16 protein-coding genes are annotated in these 16,562 nt (G+C 63.2%); 8 read left to right on the forward strand and 8 right to left on the reverse strand.

Annotation, left to right across the window (positions count from 1 at the left end; genetic code table 11):
- Nucleotides 1-11: 11 nt before the first annotated feature.
- Nucleotides 12-962, reverse strand: a complete 951-nt coding sequence (gene ltnD, locus ACFXS9_RS24085; protein ID WP_392692714.1) for an L-threonate dehydrogenase — start codon at nucleotides 960-962, stop codon at nucleotides 12-14.
- Nucleotides 963-1,042: 80 nt separating this feature from the next.
- On the opposite strand from ltnD, the gene ACFXS9_RS24090 reads away from it, so the two are divergent.
- Together ACFXS9_RS24090 and ACFXS9_RS24095 are read left to right on the forward strand one after the other, a co-directional pair.
- Nucleotides 1,043-1,702: an aldolase gene (locus ACFXS9_RS24090; RefSeq protein WP_392692716.1), complete on the forward strand. Its 660-nt coding sequence runs from the start codon at nucleotides 1,043-1,045 to the stop codon at nucleotides 1,700-1,702.
- A 283-nt stretch (nucleotides 1,703-1,985) separates the two neighbouring features.
- Complete coding sequence (locus ACFXS9_RS24095) at nucleotides 1,986-2,939, forward strand: IS110 family transposase (RefSeq protein WP_392692719.1); 954 nt, start codon at nucleotides 1,986-1,988, stop codon at nucleotides 2,937-2,939.
- Nucleotides 2,940-3,193: 254 nt separating this feature from the next.
- Here the strand turns inward: ACFXS9_RS24095 and ACFXS9_RS24100 are convergent, their stop codons facing one another.
- From ACFXS9_RS24100 to ACFXS9_RS24125, 6 genes are all read right to left on the reverse strand, one after another.
- On the reverse strand, nucleotides 3,194-3,898 hold the full coding sequence (locus ACFXS9_RS24100) for an ABC transporter ATP-binding protein (RefSeq protein ID WP_392692722.1): 705 nt from the start codon (nucleotides 3,896-3,898) through the stop codon (nucleotides 3,194-3,196).
- Entirely contained in the window at nucleotides 3,882-4,613 is a 732-nt protein-coding gene (locus ACFXS9_RS24105) for an ABC transporter ATP-binding protein (RefSeq protein ID WP_392692724.1), read from the reverse strand. The genes ACFXS9_RS24100 and ACFXS9_RS24105 overlap by 17 nt, the downstream gene beginning before the upstream one ends.
- Entirely contained in the window at nucleotides 4,610-5,617 is a 1,008-nt protein-coding gene (locus tag ACFXS9_RS24110; RefSeq protein WP_392692727.1) for a branched-chain amino acid ABC transporter permease, read from the reverse strand. The genes ACFXS9_RS24105 and ACFXS9_RS24110 overlap by 4 nt, the downstream gene beginning before the upstream one ends.
- A complete protein-coding gene (locus ACFXS9_RS24115) occupies nucleotides 5,617-6,495 on the reverse strand; it encodes a branched-chain amino acid ABC transporter permease (RefSeq protein ID WP_334367758.1) in 879 nt (292 codons plus the stop codon). Before ACFXS9_RS24115 ends, ACFXS9_RS24110 begins: the two co-directional genes overlap by 1 nt.
- 198 nt (nucleotides 6,496-6,693) lie before the next feature.
- Nucleotides 6,694-7,944, reverse strand: coding sequence for an ABC transporter substrate-binding protein (locus ACFXS9_RS24120; RefSeq protein ID WP_392692731.1), 1,251 nt, complete (start codon nucleotides 7,942-7,944; stop codon nucleotides 6,694-6,696).
- 82 nt (nucleotides 7,945-8,026) lie between these two features.
- On the reverse strand, nucleotides 8,027-8,848 hold the full coding sequence (locus ACFXS9_RS24125; RefSeq protein ID WP_392692734.1) for a putative hydro-lyase: 822 nt from the start codon (nucleotides 8,846-8,848) through the stop codon (nucleotides 8,027-8,029).
- Between the two features lie 120 nt (nucleotides 8,849-8,968).
- Here ACFXS9_RS24125 and ACFXS9_RS24130 point away from each other — a divergent pair, with 120 nt between their 5' ends.
- Genes ACFXS9_RS24130 through ACFXS9_RS24140 form a run of 3 tightly spaced genes read left to right on the forward strand, consistent with a single transcriptional unit; the run spans nucleotide 8,969 to nucleotide 12,142 of the window.
- Nucleotides 8,969-9,886 carry a LysR family transcriptional regulator gene (locus tag ACFXS9_RS24130; RefSeq protein ID WP_213290339.1) on the forward strand — a complete coding sequence of 306 codons (918 nt, stop codon included), beginning with the start codon at nucleotides 8,969-8,971 and terminating at the stop codon, nucleotides 9,884-9,886.
- A 60-nt stretch (nucleotides 9,887-9,946) separates the two neighbouring features.
- Nucleotides 9,947-11,197, forward strand: a complete 1,251-nt coding sequence (locus ACFXS9_RS24135) for a Zn-dependent hydrolase (RefSeq protein WP_392692736.1) — start codon at nucleotides 9,947-9,949, stop codon at nucleotides 11,195-11,197.
- A gap of 27 nt (nucleotides 11,198-11,224) precedes the next feature.
- Nucleotides 11,225-12,142, forward strand: a complete 918-nt coding sequence (locus ACFXS9_RS24140) for an NAD(P)-dependent oxidoreductase (protein ID WP_392692738.1) — start codon at nucleotides 11,225-11,227, stop codon at nucleotides 12,140-12,142.
- A 146-nt stretch (nucleotides 12,143-12,288) separates the two neighbouring features.
- Here ACFXS9_RS24140 and ACFXS9_RS24145 read toward each other — a convergent pair whose 3' ends face one another.
- A complete protein-coding gene (locus tag ACFXS9_RS24145; RefSeq protein WP_392692739.1) occupies nucleotides 12,289-13,368 on the reverse strand; it encodes a tartrate dehydrogenase in 1,080 nt (359 codons plus the stop codon).
- A 174-nt stretch (nucleotides 13,369-13,542) separates the two neighbouring features.
- Between ACFXS9_RS24145 and ACFXS9_RS24150 the strand changes: the two genes are divergently transcribed.
- From ACFXS9_RS24150 to ACFXS9_RS24160, 3 genes are all read left to right on the forward strand, one after another.
- Nucleotides 13,543-14,319 carry an SDR family oxidoreductase gene (locus ACFXS9_RS24150; protein ID WP_392692742.1) on the forward strand — a complete coding sequence of 259 codons (777 nt, stop codon included), beginning with the start codon at nucleotides 13,543-13,545 and terminating at the stop codon, nucleotides 14,317-14,319.
- 120 nt (nucleotides 14,320-14,439) lie between these two features.
- Nucleotides 14,440-15,861 carry an amidase gene (locus ACFXS9_RS24155; RefSeq protein WP_392692744.1) on the forward strand — a complete coding sequence of 474 codons (1,422 nt, stop codon included), beginning with the start codon at nucleotides 14,440-14,442 and terminating at the stop codon, nucleotides 15,859-15,861.
- A 33-nt stretch (nucleotides 15,862-15,894) separates the two neighbouring features.
- The gene (locus tag ACFXS9_RS24160; RefSeq protein ID WP_392692745.1) at nucleotides 15,895-16,560 is read left to right on the forward strand and encodes a sulfite oxidase-like oxidoreductase; all 666 of its coding nucleotides are present in this window, start codon (nucleotides 15,895-15,897) and stop codon (nucleotides 16,558-16,560) included.
- Nucleotides 16,561-16,562: the final 2 nt, after the last annotated feature.

A 16,562-nucleotide genomic window follows, 5' to 3' on the forward strand; every position in this document is an offset into this window, starting at 1 on the left:
TGATCTTGCTCTTACTTCGGCTCGCCCGGCAGATGCGTGCCGGTGACTTTTGCATACATCCGTGCTACCGACGCGTCATCATCGCGGCCCATGCCGGCGGCTGACGTCATCAGGAACATCTGCAATGCCGCAGCCGAAACCGGCACCGGGAATTTCTGCGAGCGCGCCATGTCCTGGATGATGCCGAGATCCTTGACGAAGATATCGACCGCGCTGCGCGGCGCATAGTCGCCGTCGAGCACATGCGGCATGCGGTTCTCGAACATCCAGGAATTGCCGGCGGAGGCCGTGATCACCTCGTAGACTTTTCGGATGTCGAGGCCCTGCTTGGCGGCGAATGCGATCGCTTCCGAGGCGGCGGCGATATGCACACCGGCGAGCAACTGGTTGATCATCTTGAACGCGGCGCCCTGGCCGGCGGCGTCGCCGAGTTCGTAGAGCTTTGCCGCCATCGCGTCTAGCGCCGGACGCGCTTTGGCAAACGCGGCCGGACTGCCGGATGCGAGGATGGTGAGTTCGCCCTGGGCTGCGCGCTGCGCGCCGCCGGAAATCGGCGCGTCGAGGTAGTGCCGGCCGGTTTCTTCCAACTGTTTGGCGAGGCGCCGCGCGACATCGGGGTCCATGGTGGCGGAGGAAATGAATACCGCGCCTTTGGCCAGCGTTTCAGCAACGCCGTTAGGGCCAAACAGGATGGCCTCGGTTTGCGCGGCGTTGACGACGACGCTGACGACGATGTCGGCCGATTTCGCGGCTTCCGCCGGCGTCACCGCGCCCTTGCCGCCATCGGCGACGAACCGCTTGACCGTGTCAGCCGAGACGTCGCACCCGGTGACCTCCAGCCCCGCACGGCGCAGCGAGGTCGCCATGCCATAGCCCATCGAGCCCAGCCCGATGACGGCGACGCGCGGTTTGGCGGATTCTGGCATGCGGCGGTTCCTCGATGGTTTCTGTTCAGCGGCCATTCGGCCGGCGGCTTGGCCCTGCGTATCACGGCTTGGCCGCGCTGCCAAAGCGTGAGACAAGGCGGAAAAGAGGTCGGTCCATGAGCGAAACAAGGCTCCGCGAGGAAATCTGCCGCTTCGGCCGCTCGCTGTTCGAGCGCGGGCTGACGCCGGGCTCCTCCGGCAATATCAGCGTGAAACTCGACGACGGCGGCTGGCTGGTGACGCCGACCAACGCCTCGCTCGGCTTCCTCGACCCGGCCCGAATGTCGCGGCTCGGGCCCGATGGACGGCTGGTATCCGGCGACGCCCCGACCAAGGAAGTGCCGCTGCACACCGCGCTTTACCAGACCCGCAGCGCCGCGCGCGCCGTCGTGCATCTGCATTCGACCCATTCGGTCGCGCTGTCGATGCTGCCCGAGATCGACCCCCGCGCCGCGCTGCCGCCGATGACGGCCTATTACGTGATGAAATGCGGGCACACCGCGCTTGTGCCCTACTATCGCCCCGGTGATCCGGCCGTCGCCGACGCCATCAAGGGACTGGCCGGGAAGTACTCCTCCGTGTTGCTCGCCAATCACGGGCCGGTGGTGTCGGGCGATACGCTCGAAGCGGCGGTGTTCGCGGTAGAGGAGCTGGAAGAGACGGCAAAGCTCTATCTTCTGCTGCGCGGGCTGAACCCGCGGTATTTGTCACCGACGCAGGTGGAGGATTTGACGAAGACGTTTGGGCTGACGCTGCCGGAGCATGGGCACTCGTAGGATGGGTAGAGCGCAGCGAAACCCATCATCTCTGCGCGCAATGAATCGATGGGTTTCGCTGCGCTCTACCCATCCTTGTATCAGCACGACCTGCTAAGGTGTGAGCGTTCCGCAAGGAATGGCCCGGCCTGGGTGGCCACCCGGACCGGGCCGCCGATCGTTGGATCGTAACCCATCGAAGCATTGTGAGCTGATCTTCGTAGCAGGATCACGATCGGCATCTTCGTCGAGGCCCGCATTGTTGAATGAGCATCAGGCTCGCATTCAAGGGAGGATCGAGAAGATGAGCAAGCGTAGCATAATTTGCGCCGGCATCGATACTGGCAAGCACAAGCTCGATGTGGCGCTGCATGGAAGGCCGGAACGGTTGCAGGTGGCCAATACGGCCGAGGGGCACGAGGAGTTGTTCGTCTGGTTGCGGCAGCACCGGGTCGAACGAGTCGGAATCGAAGCCACTGGCGGCTACGAGCAAACGGTCGTCCGGCGGCTGCGGCAGGGCCGTTTCGTGGTCGTCGTGTTCCAGCCCGCGCAGGTGCGCGCCTATGGGCGCTTTCATCTGAGGCTGGCGAAGAATGACAAGATCGATGCGGCCTTGATTGCGGCCTGCACGTCGGACGTCAGGATCATCCATGCCCCACCAGATCGGCGTCTGGCAGAACTGGCCGAGTTGCAGACCCAGATCGACCAGGTCGTCCGCGCGCTGGCCCGGTTCAAGAACCATCGTGAGTCCTGCCGCGATGCCGCTCTGCGGCAGCTCTGGGACGACGAGATCCGGCGGTTCCGTGGGCTTTTCCGGCAACGGCTCAAGCAACTGGTGGCGGCGATCCGTCAGCATCCCGATCTCGCCGAGCGGCTCGACCTGATCCTCAGCGTCGACGGCATTGCGTTGCGCACCGCAAGCGCCATCGTGGTGCGCATGCCGGAGATCGGCCAGCTCAGCCGCGGCCAGGCCGGCGCGTTGGCTGGGCTTGTCCCCTACGACGACGACAGTGGTGAGCACGCCGGCGATCGCCACATCGCGGGTGGCCGCGAGCGGTTGCGCAATAATCTCTACGTCGCGGCATGGATCGCCGCGCTGCGCTGGAACCCGCAACTGACGGCGCTCTACAAGCGGCTGCGCGCCGCTGGAAAGGAGCACAAGGTTGCCGTCGTCGCCTGCGCTCGCAAGTTGCTGATCTTCGCCAACGCGGTCGTCGCCCGCGGCACGCCATGGGAGGTCCGCACGATCGCCCATTGAGCTTCCGGCGAGTTCGGCAGAGCAACCACTCTCCAGTCCCTTCGCTTCTTGGTTCGACCGGAGAGCCGCTTCTTCGTCCCGACCTGCTTCAATCCGTGACGCCGCGCGCAGATGTCGTCAAGGATGGCCGTCGCGCATTGCTCAAAGCACGCTCCGCAGCTGCCAGGCCACTCCTTGACGACGTCGAGCGCGGTGTCACACTGCAGCCGGTCGGGTAGTACTCGTTCTCGTCCAACCTGATACTTGCTACGGCATCATAGCCCCAGATACGCCTTCCGCACGTCGGGATCGACGCTGATCTCGGCGGCGCTGCCCTGCATCAGCACGCGGCCGGTTTGCAGGATGTAAGCGCGGTCGGCGATTTCGAGGCATTCGGACATGCGTTGTTCGACGATCAGCACGGTCATGCCGGCGTCGCGGATGCGTTTCACGGCCTGGAAGATTTCATCGACCAGCTTTGGCATGATGCCCTGCGACGGCTCATCCAGCATGAGTAGCCGCGGGCGCGTCATCAGCGCGCGGCCGATGGCCAGCATCTGCTGCTCGCCGCCGCTTAGCGTTTCGGCGCGCTGCTCGAGGCGTTCCTGCAGGCGAGGAAACAGCTTGAACACGAGATCGAGCGGTGCCTCGCGATCGGACTGGCTACGAAAAAGATAACTGCCGAGCCTTAAGTTGTCGCGCACCGAGAGGCGCGGAAACAGCCGGCGGTTTTCCGGCACATAGGCGATGCCGCGCGAGGTGATGATGTGCTGCGCCATGCCGTCGATGCGGGCGCCGTCGAACGTTACGGTGCCGGAGCGAGGTCGCTCGGCGCCCGCAATCGATTTCAGCAGCGTCGACTTGCCGGCGCCGTTGGCGCCGGCGACGCAAACGATTTCGCCCTTTGCCACCTCGATCGAAACCGCCGAGATCGCGACCAGGCCCTGATAGGCCGTGGTGACTTCATGCACCGACAGCATGACGGTCTCCCAGATAGGCGGTGATGACTTTCGGGTCGCGAACCACGTCCGCAGGCTTGCCCTCGACCAGCACCTTGCCGAGGTCGAGCACGATGGCGCGGTCGACCAGCGGCATCACGATTTCCATGACATGCTCGACCATCAGCACGGTGACGCCGGTATCGCGCACCTTGCGCACCAGTTCGACGCCGGTCTTGGCTTCGACCGGCGTCAGGCCGGTGAGCACCTCATCCAGCAGCAGCAATTTTGGTTCGGTCGCGAGCGCACGGGCAACTTCGAGCCGGCGCTTTTCGGACGGGACCAGATCGCTGGCGAGCACGTTGGCGCGCGGGCCAAGGCCACAGAATTCCAGCACCTCATATGCCTTGCGGCGGGCATCGCGCATCACGGTGGTACGGACCAGCGCGCCGACGATGACGTTGTCGATCACGGTCATGGTCTCAAAGCTTTTAACGACCTGGAAGGTGCGGCCAATGCCGCGCTGGCAGCGCTCCGCCGCCGGTAGCGCGGTGACGTCCTCGCCGTCAAAGATGATCGAGCCTTGCGTCGGCGGCAGTACCCCCGCGATCAGGTTGAACAGCGTCGACTTGCCGGCGCCGTTCGGGCCGATCAGGCCGACGATCTCGCCGCGTCCAACCGAGATCGAGACGTCACTGTTGGCGATCAGGCCGCCAAAACGCTGCGAGACGCCGCGGGTTTCCAGAAGAGGCGTCATCGGACAGCCTCCTTGCGCTTGGGTGCGAACAGCCCTGCAAGGCCTTTGAACGAGAACAGGCCGATCAGCCCCTGCGGCCGCGCCAGCGAGATCGCGATGATCAGGCCGCCATAGACGATCAGGTCGACACCGCGGCCGGAGCCACCGACATAAGAGCGCGTCAATTCGGTGAGCGGGATCAGGATCACCGCGCCCAGCATCGGGCCCCACAGCGTGCCGATGCCGCCGAGCACCGCGGGCAACGCCATCAGCAGCGAGAACTGAAAGCCCATCACGCTCTCGGGATCGATAAAATAGACGAACTGCGCATAGAAGCTGCCGCCGACTGCGACCAGGAACGCCGATACCGCCGCCGCGCCCATCTTGGAATTGAACACGACCACGCCGAGGCTTTCAGCCGCCTCCGGATTGTCCTTCACCGCGCGCCACCAATAGCCCCATTTGGAATCCTCCAGCCACCAGGTGACGAACCAGGCGACACAAGCCAGCGCCAGCGCGAAGTAAAAGTATGGCAGCTTGCTGCGTGGGAACTGGAATTTCAGCCAGCTATCACCACGCGCCGGGATCTCGATCCCCATCGCGGCGCCAGCCCAATCCCAGTTGTGGAACAGCAGCAAACCGATTTCGGCAATGACGATGGTGGCGATGACGAAGTAGTGTCCGCGCAGCCGGAAACAGGGATAGCCGAGCGCCATCGCAATCAGCGCGGAGATCACCCCGCCGCCGAGCATGCCGAACCATGGCAACACACCGAATTTGGTAAACAGCAGCGCGGTGGTATAGGCGCCAAGCCCGAAGTAGAGCGCGTGGCCGAGCGAGATCTGTCCGCAATAGCCGGAAAGGATATTCCAGCTTTGCGACAACGCACCCCACATCAGCGTCAGCACCATGATGTTCTGGACGTAAACGTCCTTGACGAACAGCGGGACGGTGGCCGCAATCGCGGCGAGAACGAAGGCGACGATGAGGTCGCGGCGGCGGCGTTCTGCGAAAGCGGTATCCATCACATCGATCCGAACAGGCCGCGCGGCCGGACAAAAACCACAAGGAGATAGACGGCATAGATGCCGACCGCTTTCAGCGACGGCGGCAGCAACATTGCGGTCGTGGCCTCGACGAGGCCGACGATGATGCCGCCGGCGAAGGCGCCGAACACGCTGCCGAAGCCGCCGAGCGCCACCGTCACATAGGCAATCAGCGCAAACGAGGCGCCGACATCGGGATAGATGTAAAAGAAGATCGCCATGACCGCGCCGGCGAGGCCCACCAGCGCCGCGCCAAGGCCCCAGCCCAGCGCAAACACCTTGTTCTTGTCGATGCCGACCAGCGCCACCGCGCCGGCATCCTCGCGGGTCGCTTCCAGCGCGCGGCCGAAATCGGTGCGGTTGATGAAGAGATAGAGCGCGCCGAACGCTGCAATCGCCACCAGGGCGCCGACCAGTTGCGGCACCGGCAGGTAGATCCCGGCGATCGAGACAGTTTTGCCGCCGAGCCAGGAATGGGTGACGCTGCGATAGTCCGGCGTGAAAAAATATTGCGCCAGGCCGCGCATGACGATGGCCAAACCGAATGTCGAGAAGATCTGCACCATGCCGGCATTGGCTTTCGCACGCACCGCAAAGCGCACAATTAATAGATAGACGACGGCCCCGAACACGAACAGGGCGGCGGCGACCAGCGGCGCCGACAGCAAGGGATCGACCGCAAAGAACACGAACAGGAAGAACGTCGCGTACATCGCGATCATCAGGAATTCGCCATGGGCGAAGTTCACGACGTCCATCAACCCGAAGATCAGCGCGAGGCCAACGGCGATAAGGCCGTAAAGCAGGCCCATGAGCAGGCCGCTCGCCAGGCTTTGAATGATGGTTTCAGCGGTCATCGGGATATCCCCATCGCAGGTCGTCCTGCCTGGTGCGCAATCGCGCACAGGCGCAGGGACCATAACCACCGGAGTCGCATTTAAAAGCAGGACGTGAGACCACGATGAAACTGATGCTCCTCGGCGTATGGGTCCCTGCGTTCGCAGGGACGACGCTGCGTTTGTGACGCTGCGCTTGTGATGTCTCTCCGGAAGGCGTCAGCCTTGTTTCATCGGCCAGACGGCTTCGGCGATGGCGGCCTGCGGCGGGAAGATGGTGACGAACTTGCCGCCGATATATTGCAGCAGCACCGGGTCGGCGTCGTTGTTCTGGCCCAGCTCGTCGAACTTGACGCGCTTCCAGGGCATGATGGTCTGCTCGCCCGGGATGTCGGTGGCGACCAGCGCCTCGCGGATCTTCTCGCCGTCGGTCGACTTGGCGCGGTTGATGGCGTCGGCCATCACCAACAGCCCCATGAACTGACGCGAGGTGAGGTCGTTAAAATCCTTGCCCGACTTTTCCTTGAACATGGCGTTGATCTTGCCGACCATCGGCCGCTTGGCGGCGAGATCGAGCGAGAAGCTGCCGCGCGAGATCACGCCTTCGAGCTTGTCGCCGACCGCATCATATAACGCCTTTTCAGAGAAACCGGCGTTCTGCGCCACGATCGCGTTCGGCTTGTAGCCGAGCTCGGCCATGGTCTTGACCAGCAAGATACCGTCGGTGGTGTAGCTCGAGGGCATCAGCACGTCGGCATTTGCCGTCTTGAGCTGCTGTACTTCCGCCGACAAGGACGGCGAGTTGGAGCGGTACTTGATGTCGGAGATGACCTTGTAGCCACGCTCGGAGGCCAGCTTGAGCTGGGTGTTGGCGGAGTCGGTGCCGAAAATGGTGTCCTCATGGAACAGCGCCAGCGTGTCGATCTTGGTGCCCTTCTTCTTCATCGCATCGAAAAAGTTGAACATCGCGGCCGAGAACATCTCGTCATGCGGCGCGGCGCGGAAATAGAATTTGAGGCCGCGCTTGTGCAGGCTCGGCGAGGAATTGTCCGCCGAGATGAACGGGACCTGGTAACGCTCGCAGATCTGGCTGACGGTGACGGCAACCGCGCTCTGATAGGTGCCGATGACGGCGCAGACCTTTTCCTGGGTGATCAGGCGCTCGGTCTCGGCGCGGCCCTTCTGCGGGTCGGCCTGATGGTCGGCGAAGACGAGGCGGATCTTGGCGCCGCCGAGGCCGGGCAAGCCCTCGCCCTTCGCCAGCGGCAAATCGAAATCGCGGTTCTTGTTGATGATGTCGAGCGCAGTCTCGAACGACTTCTGCGCGTCGACGCCCATCTGTGCACTGGCGCCGGAGAACGGATAGATCACGCCGATCACGACTTCGGACGTTTGGGCGCGCGCGGCGATCGGGCCGAGCGCAGCGGCAGCAGTAGCTCCAAGCAAGACGTTGCGGCGCGTGATGTTCATGGCGATATCCTTTGTGGGTCGGCAACTATCGATGAAACGGGCGAAGGGTACGGTAAAGCCTCAATGAGCAGCACGGGCTGCATCAAAGCACGGCAAGCGCTTTGTTCCTGAGATCGGTCACCAGCATCAATCCGGGCGCATGCGTAATCGCAAACGGCACCTTGGCAGCTGCGATCACCGATTGCGGCGTCACGCCGCAAGCCCAGAACACCGGAATTTCGTCGGCCTCCACCGGCACCGGATCCCCGTAGTCGGGTTTGGCGAGGTCGGCGATGCCAATCGATTGCGGAAGACCGATGTGGACCGGCGCACCATGCACCGACGGAAAACGCGAGGTGATCTGTATTGCCCGTATCGCATCCGCCGGCTTGAACGGCCGCATCGTCACCACCATCGGCCCAGCAAACGGACCCGCGGGGCTGCAGGCGATATTGGTGCGGAACATCGGCACGCGCACGTCGCGCTCGATATGGCGGATCGGGAGACCTTCCTCCAGCAGCGCCTCTTCGAAGGAGAACGAGCAGCCGAGCACGAAGGCGACGAGATCGTCGCGCCAGTGCGCCATGATGTCGGTCGGCTCCTCGACGATTTCGCCGCCGCGCCAGATGCGATAGCGCGGCAGGTCGGTGCGGATATCGAGATCGAGGCCGAGCGCGGGAATGCGGGGGTCGCCGACGTCGGACATGCCGATGATCGGGCATGGTTTGGGATTGAGTTGACAGAACCGGTGAAACGCCGCCGCTAACTTCTCGGGCAGGATCGCAAGATTGCCCTGGACGAAACCGTTGGCCACACCCGCTGTGTGAGTAGCCATGCCGTTGCGGCACGCATGCCGGGCTGCCACGCTGGGCGATAAATCTGGCCCATCGCGGCTCGTAGTTTCCGTCCTCGCAAAGCCGGTCATCGTTGTCCCCGCTTCCATTCTTATCGACATCTACTCCCGCATATGGCTATGATAATGTCTAATCGTCTTTTCTAATCAAGTTCGATAAATAGCAATTATCAACCTGCGGGCTGAGGGTGCATGACTGATTTCAAGGCAATTGAGACTTTCATGTGGGTGGTGACGCTTGGCAGCTTCCGCGGCGCGGCCCAGAAGCTGAACACGACGCAGCCGGCGATTTCGCAACGGATCGCCCAGCTCGAGCGCGAAGTTGGCGTGAAGCTCCTGCAGCGCGATCGTCGCATGGTGCTGCCGACACCGAGCGGACGGCAATTGATGGTTTATGCCGAGAAGCTGATCGGGCTGCGCTCGGAAATGCTCGCTGTGGTCGGCGATCGCTCGGCGATGCGCGGCGTGCTGCGGCTCGGTGTCGCCGAAACCATCGTGCACACCTGGCTGCCGCAATTGATCAAGAGCGTCAATTATGCCTACCCCAACCTCTCGCTCGAGATCGAGGTCGACATCACCTCGAATTTGCGCAACCGGCTGTTGGCGCAGGAGATCGAACTCGCCTTCGTGCTCGGCCCGCTGACGGCGCCGATGGTCAACAACCGGGCACTCTGCGATTATCCGGTGGGTTTTACGGCCAGCCCCTCGCTCGGCCTCGGCAAGCAGGAACTGACGCTGCACGATCTGGCGAAGTTCCCCATCATTACGTTTTCGCGCCGTACCCAGCCCTATGAAATCGTGCGCTCCCTGTTCAACCGCCCTGACCTGCCGCCGATACGGCTGCATGCCAGCGCCTCGCTCGCAACCGTGATCCACATGGCGATCGAAGGTCTCGGTATCGCCCTGATACCGACGGCGATTGTCGAGGACGACATGGCAAACGGGCGGCTGCAATTGCTGTCGACCAATCTGCAGTTGGCGCCGCTGACGTTTTCGGCAAGCTGGCTCGCCTCCCCCGACACCGTCGCGGTGGAGCGCGTGGTCGAACTTGCGGCCAGCCTGGCGCGAGGCGGCGTCATTGTTGACGCGCCGCCGCAGGCGCGTCATTGAAAACAACCGAATAAGAATGAACAAGCGCGCCGCCTGCCAGCAGACCTTCCGGAACAGTGCATGACCAAGATCAGCTCCAACCTGCAAATCGATTCCGCCCGGCTATGGGGCACGATTCATGAAACCGCCAAATTCGGCGCGACGCCAAAGGGCGGGGTCAGGCGGCTGACGCTCGGGCCTGAGGACAAGCAGGTGCGCGACTGGTTCCGCGAGCGGTGCGAGGCCGCAGGGCTGGAAGTGCATGTGGATGCGCTGGGTTCGATGTTCGGCCTGCGCAAGGGCCGCGACATGTCGAAGGCGCCGGTTGGGCTCGGCTCGCATCTCGATACGCAACCGACCGGTGGCAAATATGACGGCGTGCTCGGCACGCTGGCGGCGCTAGAGGTGGTGCGCACGCTCAACGATGCCGGCATCGAGACCGAAACGCCGATCTGCATCTGCAACTGGACTAACGAGGAAGGCTCACGGTTCGCGCCGGCGATGATGGCATCCGCGGCCTATGTCGGCGACTTCACCACCGACGATATTTTGTCGCGCAAGGACGCCGAGGGCGTCACGGTGGCGGAGGCGCTTGACAGCATCGGCTATCGCGGTGACGCGCCGGTGGGTCGCCAAAAATTCTCTGGCTTCGTCGAGCTGCATATCGAACAGGGGCCGATCCTGGAGGCCGAGAACAAGACCATCGGCGTGGTCGATTCCGGGCAGGGAGTTCTGTGGTACGACGGCAAGGTCACCGGCTTCGAGAGCCACGCCGGCTCGACGCCGATGCCGCTGCGCCGCGACGCGCTGGCGACGCTGTCAGAAATCGTGCTGGCGATGGAAGCAATCGCTAAGAAGCACGGGCCGAAGGCCGTTGGAACCGTCGGCGAGGCGGTGATCGCCAATCCCTCGCGCAACGTTATCCCGGGCGAGATCGCCTTCACGGTGGATTGCCGCAGCGCCGATGCTGCCATCATGGATGCGCTGGATAGAGATTTGCGCGCGGCGATCACCGAGATCGCGGCGCGACGCAAGGTCGATGTCCAGTTCGACCTGATCTGGCGCAAGCCGCCGACCCATTTCGATGCCAAGCTGGTAGACGCGGTGGAGAACGCCGCAAAAATGCTCGGCTATTCGCATCGCCGGATCACCTCCGGTGCCGGCCACGATGCCTGCAACCTCAACACCGTGATGCCGGCCGCCATGGTGTTCGTGCCCTGCAAGGACGGCATCAGCCACAACGAGCTCGAGGACGCCACCCAAGCCGATTGCGCGGCGGGCGCCAACGTGCTGATGCATACCGTGCTGGCGCTGGCCGGCGTCGCATCCTGATATCAAACCAAGAAACGGGGGAATGCCGTGCGCGGAGTTTTCGTCGACGCCAATGAATCGCTGGCCGTGATCTTTGAGCGGCTGCACCAGCCCGGCGATCCCGACGTGCGGATCCACCGAAATCCCGATATCACTTCGGATCAATATCCCGAGATACTCGACGGCGCCGAGATCGCGATCGTCGATCACACCGCGCTGCCGACCGATATCGCGAAGAAATGCACGGGGCTGAAGCACGTGGTGTTTCTCGGCACCGGCGCACGCAGCTACATGAATCCGGAAGAACTCGCCGAGCTCGGGATCCAGGTGCACCTGATCAAGGGCTATGGCGATACGGCGGTCGCCGAATGCGCTGTTGCGCTGATGTGGGAAGGCGCGCGCGGACTTGCGAAAATGGATCGCGGTATCCGCGCCGGCAATTGGCTGCGCGACGACGGCATGCAGCTCACCGGCAAGACGCTCGGCCTGATCGGCTTTGGCGGCATCGCCGCGGAAGTGGCGCGGATCGCGATCGGTTCGGGCATGCGCGTCGTCGCCTGGAACCGGTCGCTCAAGAAGCATCCGAAGGTCGAATTCGTCGATCTCGACGAATTGCTGACTGAGAGCGACGTCGTCTCGATCCACCTCCTGCTCAACGACGAAACGCGTGGATTGATCTCGCGCGCCTGCATCGAAGCGATGAAGCCGGGCGTCATCCTGATCAACACCGCACGCGGCGCCATCGTCGACGAGGAAGCGATGATCGATGCGCTGAAATCGGGCCAGATCCGCCATGCCGGCCTCGACGTCTTCAACATCGAACCGCTGCCGGCCGATCATCCGCTGACCCAACTGCCGAACGTGACGCTGTCGGCGCATTCGGCGTTCCGCACGCCCGAAGCGAGCGAGAACCTGATGCGCGCGGCGTGGGAGCACTGCCGAAGGATTGTTGTGAAGGGGAAATAACGTTCGTCGTCCCGGGCAAGCGAAGCGCGACCGGGACCCATAACCACCGATGGATATGTAGCGACGGCTGGAGCCACAGCCGAGACAACAACTAACTTCAGTGGTTATGGGTCCCTGCGTTCGCAGGGACGACAGTGACCGAAAACTCAATCCACCATCTCTGCGACCGCCTTGCCGCATGCTACGGTGTCGGCGTTGCCACCAAGATCCCTGGTCCGCAGGGTGCGCTCGCCCAGCGTACGCTCGATGGCGCCGACGATGGATTCCGCCGCCTGCTTCTCGCCGAGATGCTCCAGCATCATCGCGCCAGACCAGATCATGCCGATGGGATTGGCAATCCCCTGCCCGGCAATGTCGGGCGCCGAGCCATGCACCGGCTCGAACACCGACGGAAAATTGCCTTCCGGGTTGATGTTGCCGGATGGCGCGATACCGATGGTGCCGGTGCAGGCGGGGCCGAGATCGGAGAGAATGTCGCCGAACAAGTTCGAGCCGACCACGACGTCGAACCAGTCCGGATGCAGCACGAAATTCGCGGTCAAGATATCGATGTGGTACTTGTCCCACTTCACGCCCGGATACTTCTTCGCCATCGCCTCCACGCGCTCGTCCCAATAGGGCATCGTGATCGAGATGCCGTTGGACTTGGTCGCCGAGGTCAGGTGCTTTTTCGGCCGCGACTGCGCCAGATCGAACGCGAATTTCAGGATGCGGTCGACGCCAGTGCGCGTCATCACGGTCTGTTGCGTGACGAATTCACGGTCGGTATCGGGGAACATGCGGCCGCCGACGGAGGAGTACTCGCCTTCGGTATTCTCGCGCACCACCCAGAAATCGATATCGCCGGGCTTGCGGTTGGCGAGCGGCGATGGCACGCCGGGCATCAGCCGCACTGGGCGCAGATTGACGTACTGGTCGAACTCGCGGCGGAACTTGATCAGCGAGCCCCACAGCGAAACGTGATCGGGGATTTTCGCGGGCCAGCCGACCGCGCCGAAATAGATTGCATCATGCTTGCCGATCTGCGCCTTCCAGTCCTCCGGCATCATCTCGCCGTGCTTTTCGTAATAGTCCCAGGACGCAAAATCGAAATGATCGAAATGCACGGCGACGCCGTGCTTTTTCGCCGCAACTTCCAGCACGCGCAGGCCTTCGGGGATCACTTCCTTGCCGATGCCGTCACCGGGAATGACCGCGATCCGATACTGCTTTTTGGCGCTGCTCATCGAGAGTTTCCTTGTTGTCTTGCCCGGCCGCTAATGCCGGTTATTCGATTGTCTTGCAATGGACCAATCCTGCCTGCCGCGCAACGCTGCACTGCAATGTTGACCGAGACGGCGCCCGCCGCTTACCAATTTCGCTGACCGTCTTCCACCCTCCTCTAACCACACGAGAATCCCATGGACCTGCATCTGCGCGGCAAGCGCGTCCTGATCACCGGCGCCTCCAAGGGCATCGGCGCGGCGGCGGCCGAAGCCTTTGCCGAAGAAGGCTGCGACGTCATGCTGGCCGCCCGCAGCGGCGAGGAGTTGAAGGCACTCGCCGAACGGCTGCGCTCCGCACATCAGATCGGCGCGACCGCCCATGTTGCCGACCTGCGCAAGGGCGAGGACATCGCCAGGCTCGCCAAGGAAGCTGCCGATATCGACATTCTCGTCAACAATGCCGGCGACATCCCCGGCGGCTCGATCGACAAGATCGACGAGGCGACCTGGCGCCACGCCTGGGAGCTGAAGGTGTTCGGCTACATCAATCTCACCCGCGCGATCTATGCGCAGATGAAGGCGCGTGGCGGCGGCGTCATCGTCAACGACATTGGCGCTGCCGGCGAAAAGTTCGACGCCAATTACATCTGCGGCAGCGCCGGCAACGCGGCGCTGATGGCATTCACCCGCGCGCTCGGGGGAAAAAGCCTCGCCGACAATATCCGCGTGGTCGGCATCAATCCCGGTCCCGTCGGCACTGACCGCCATGTGACGCTCCTGAAGACGCGGGCGAAGACTCAGTTCGGCGACGAGAACCGCTACAAGGAATTCCAGAAGAACATGCCGCTCGGCCGCCCCGCGCATGCGCGCGAGATCGGCGACCTCATGGCGTTCCTGGCGTCGGATCGCTCGGGATATACGTCGGGGGTGATCTTTACCGTGGATGGCGGATATACGGCGGGCTGGGGTTAGGTCGCGCTGCACCGTCATGCATTATCTTCGGTCGGCCACTACTTCCATGCGTTTCCACTTTGCCGGAAAATGTTCTACAGCACGATCTGCGATCGAGAAAACTGACGCAGGAGTATCGAAGTGGCTGATCAGGGGCTGGTGCGTGAGACGGCGGTTGCCATTGTCGGCAAGCTGAAATCGGGCGAAGTCACCCCGCTCGACCTGCTCGACGTGCTGGAAAAGCGCATCGCCGAGGTCGACGGCAAGGTCAACGCGCTGCCGACGCTGTGCTTCGACCGCGCCCGCAAGCACGCCACCGCACTGATGCAGAAGCCCGTTGCCGAACGCGGCCTGCTCGCCGGTCTTCCGATCCCGATCAAGGACCTTACCAATGTCGCCGGCGTCCTGACTACGCAGGGCTCGCCGATATACAGGGATAACATTCCGGCGAAGTCAGATATTCTGGTCGAGCATCTCGAAAACAATGGCGGCGTGATCTACGCCAAGTCGAACACGCCGGAATTCGGTGCCGGCGCCAACACCTTCAACGAAGTGTTCGGCCCGACGCGCAACCCTTTCGACACGTCACGCTCCGCCGCCGGCTCCTCGGGCGGCGCGGCGGTCGCGCTTGCGACCGGCACAGCCTGGCTGGCGCACGGCTCCGACATGGGCGGTAGCCTACGCAATCCCGCGAGCTTCTGCGGCATCGTCGGATTGCGGCCAAGCATCGGCCGCGTCGCGCATACCCCAATCGCCGCCATCGATCGCAATCTCGGCGTCCAGGGCCCGATGGCTCGCAATGTCGAAGACGTCGCGCTGCTGCTCGATGCCATGAGCGGCGAGCACCCCGCCGATCCGCTGTCGCTGCCGGTGTTGCCGAATTCGTTTCTCGCAGCCGTCCGCTCCGGCAACAAGCCGAAGCGCGTCGCCTATTCGCCCGATCTCGGCATCACGCCGGTCGACGCGGAAGTCGCCGCCGTCACCCGCAAGGCGGCGCAGCGCTTTGCGGCGCTAGGGGTCATCGTCGAAGAGGCCCATCCCGATTTACGCGAGGCCCATGAATGTTTTCATGTGCTGCGCGCGTTCGACTTCGCGCTTTCCAAGGCGGCGCTGCTGCGCACGAAACGCGACCTGCTCAAGCCCGAGGTGATCTGGAATATCGAGGAAGGCCTGAAGCTGACGGTCGAACAGCTCGAACGCGCCGAGGCGCAGCGCGTCGCGATGACCGCGCGCACGCTGGAATTTTTCGAAAGATACGATCTATTGCTCGCGCCCGCCACGATCGTGCCGCCCTTCCCGGTCGAGAACCGCTACGTCGCCGAATGTGCCGGCAAGCAGTTCGACAATTACGTCGAATGGCTCGGCATCGTCTACGCGATCACGCTGGTGTGCTGTCCTGCCCTGTCGTTGCCGTGCGGCTTCACGGCCTCGGGCCTTCCGGTCGGGCTGCAGGTGGTCGCGCCGCCGCGGGGCGAGGCGCAATTGCTTGCCGGAGCCAAGGTGCTGGAGGATATTCTGAGCGTGCGCGGCACGACGCCGATCGATCCGAGGGCGCCGAAGTAAACCAGGCGCGCTTGCCGATCAGGGGCCCTTCACATGACCGATGAGAATGAGCCGCCGCCCGAGAGCAAGCTGACGCGCAGCAAGGAACGCTGGGCGCGAGAAGGCAAATTCCTCACCGGCAAGACCTCGCGGCCTGAAGACCAACGGCTGCCGCCAGGACAGCATCTGACCAGGGATTGGCCGACGCTCGATCTGGGACTGACGCCCAATATTTCCCGCGAACGCTGGCGGCTTGACGTCTACGGCGCCGTCGAAAAACCGATCTTCTGGGATTTTGCGCAGTTCACGGCCCAGCCGCAGAGCAAGTTCGTATCCGACATTCACTGCGTCACGACCTGGTCGCGCTACGACAATCAATGGGAGGGGCTGGCAACGCGTGACCTCCTGGACACCTGCCGGCCGCGCGAGGAAGCGCGTTTCGTGGTGCTGCACTCCCATGACGGCTACACTACCAATCTGCCGTTGGAAGATTTCGCCGCCGAGGATGCCCTGCTCGCCCATAGCTGGTCCGGTGCGCCGCTGGAGCAGGAGCATGGCGGCCCGGTGCGGCTGGTGGTGCCGCATCTCTATTTCTGGAAGAGCGCGAAATGGCTGCAGAGCATCGAGTTTCTGGCAGAGGATGCGCCGGGCTATTGGGAAGTACGAGGCTATCACAACCGCGGCGATCCGTGGGCCGAGCAGCGCTATTCAGGCGATTGAAG

Source organism: Bradyrhizobium sp. RDI18 (assembly GCF_043203335.1).
In the GTDB taxonomy this organism is placed as follows: domain Bacteria; phylum Pseudomonadota; class Alphaproteobacteria; order Rhizobiales; family Xanthobacteraceae; genus Bradyrhizobium; species Bradyrhizobium retamae.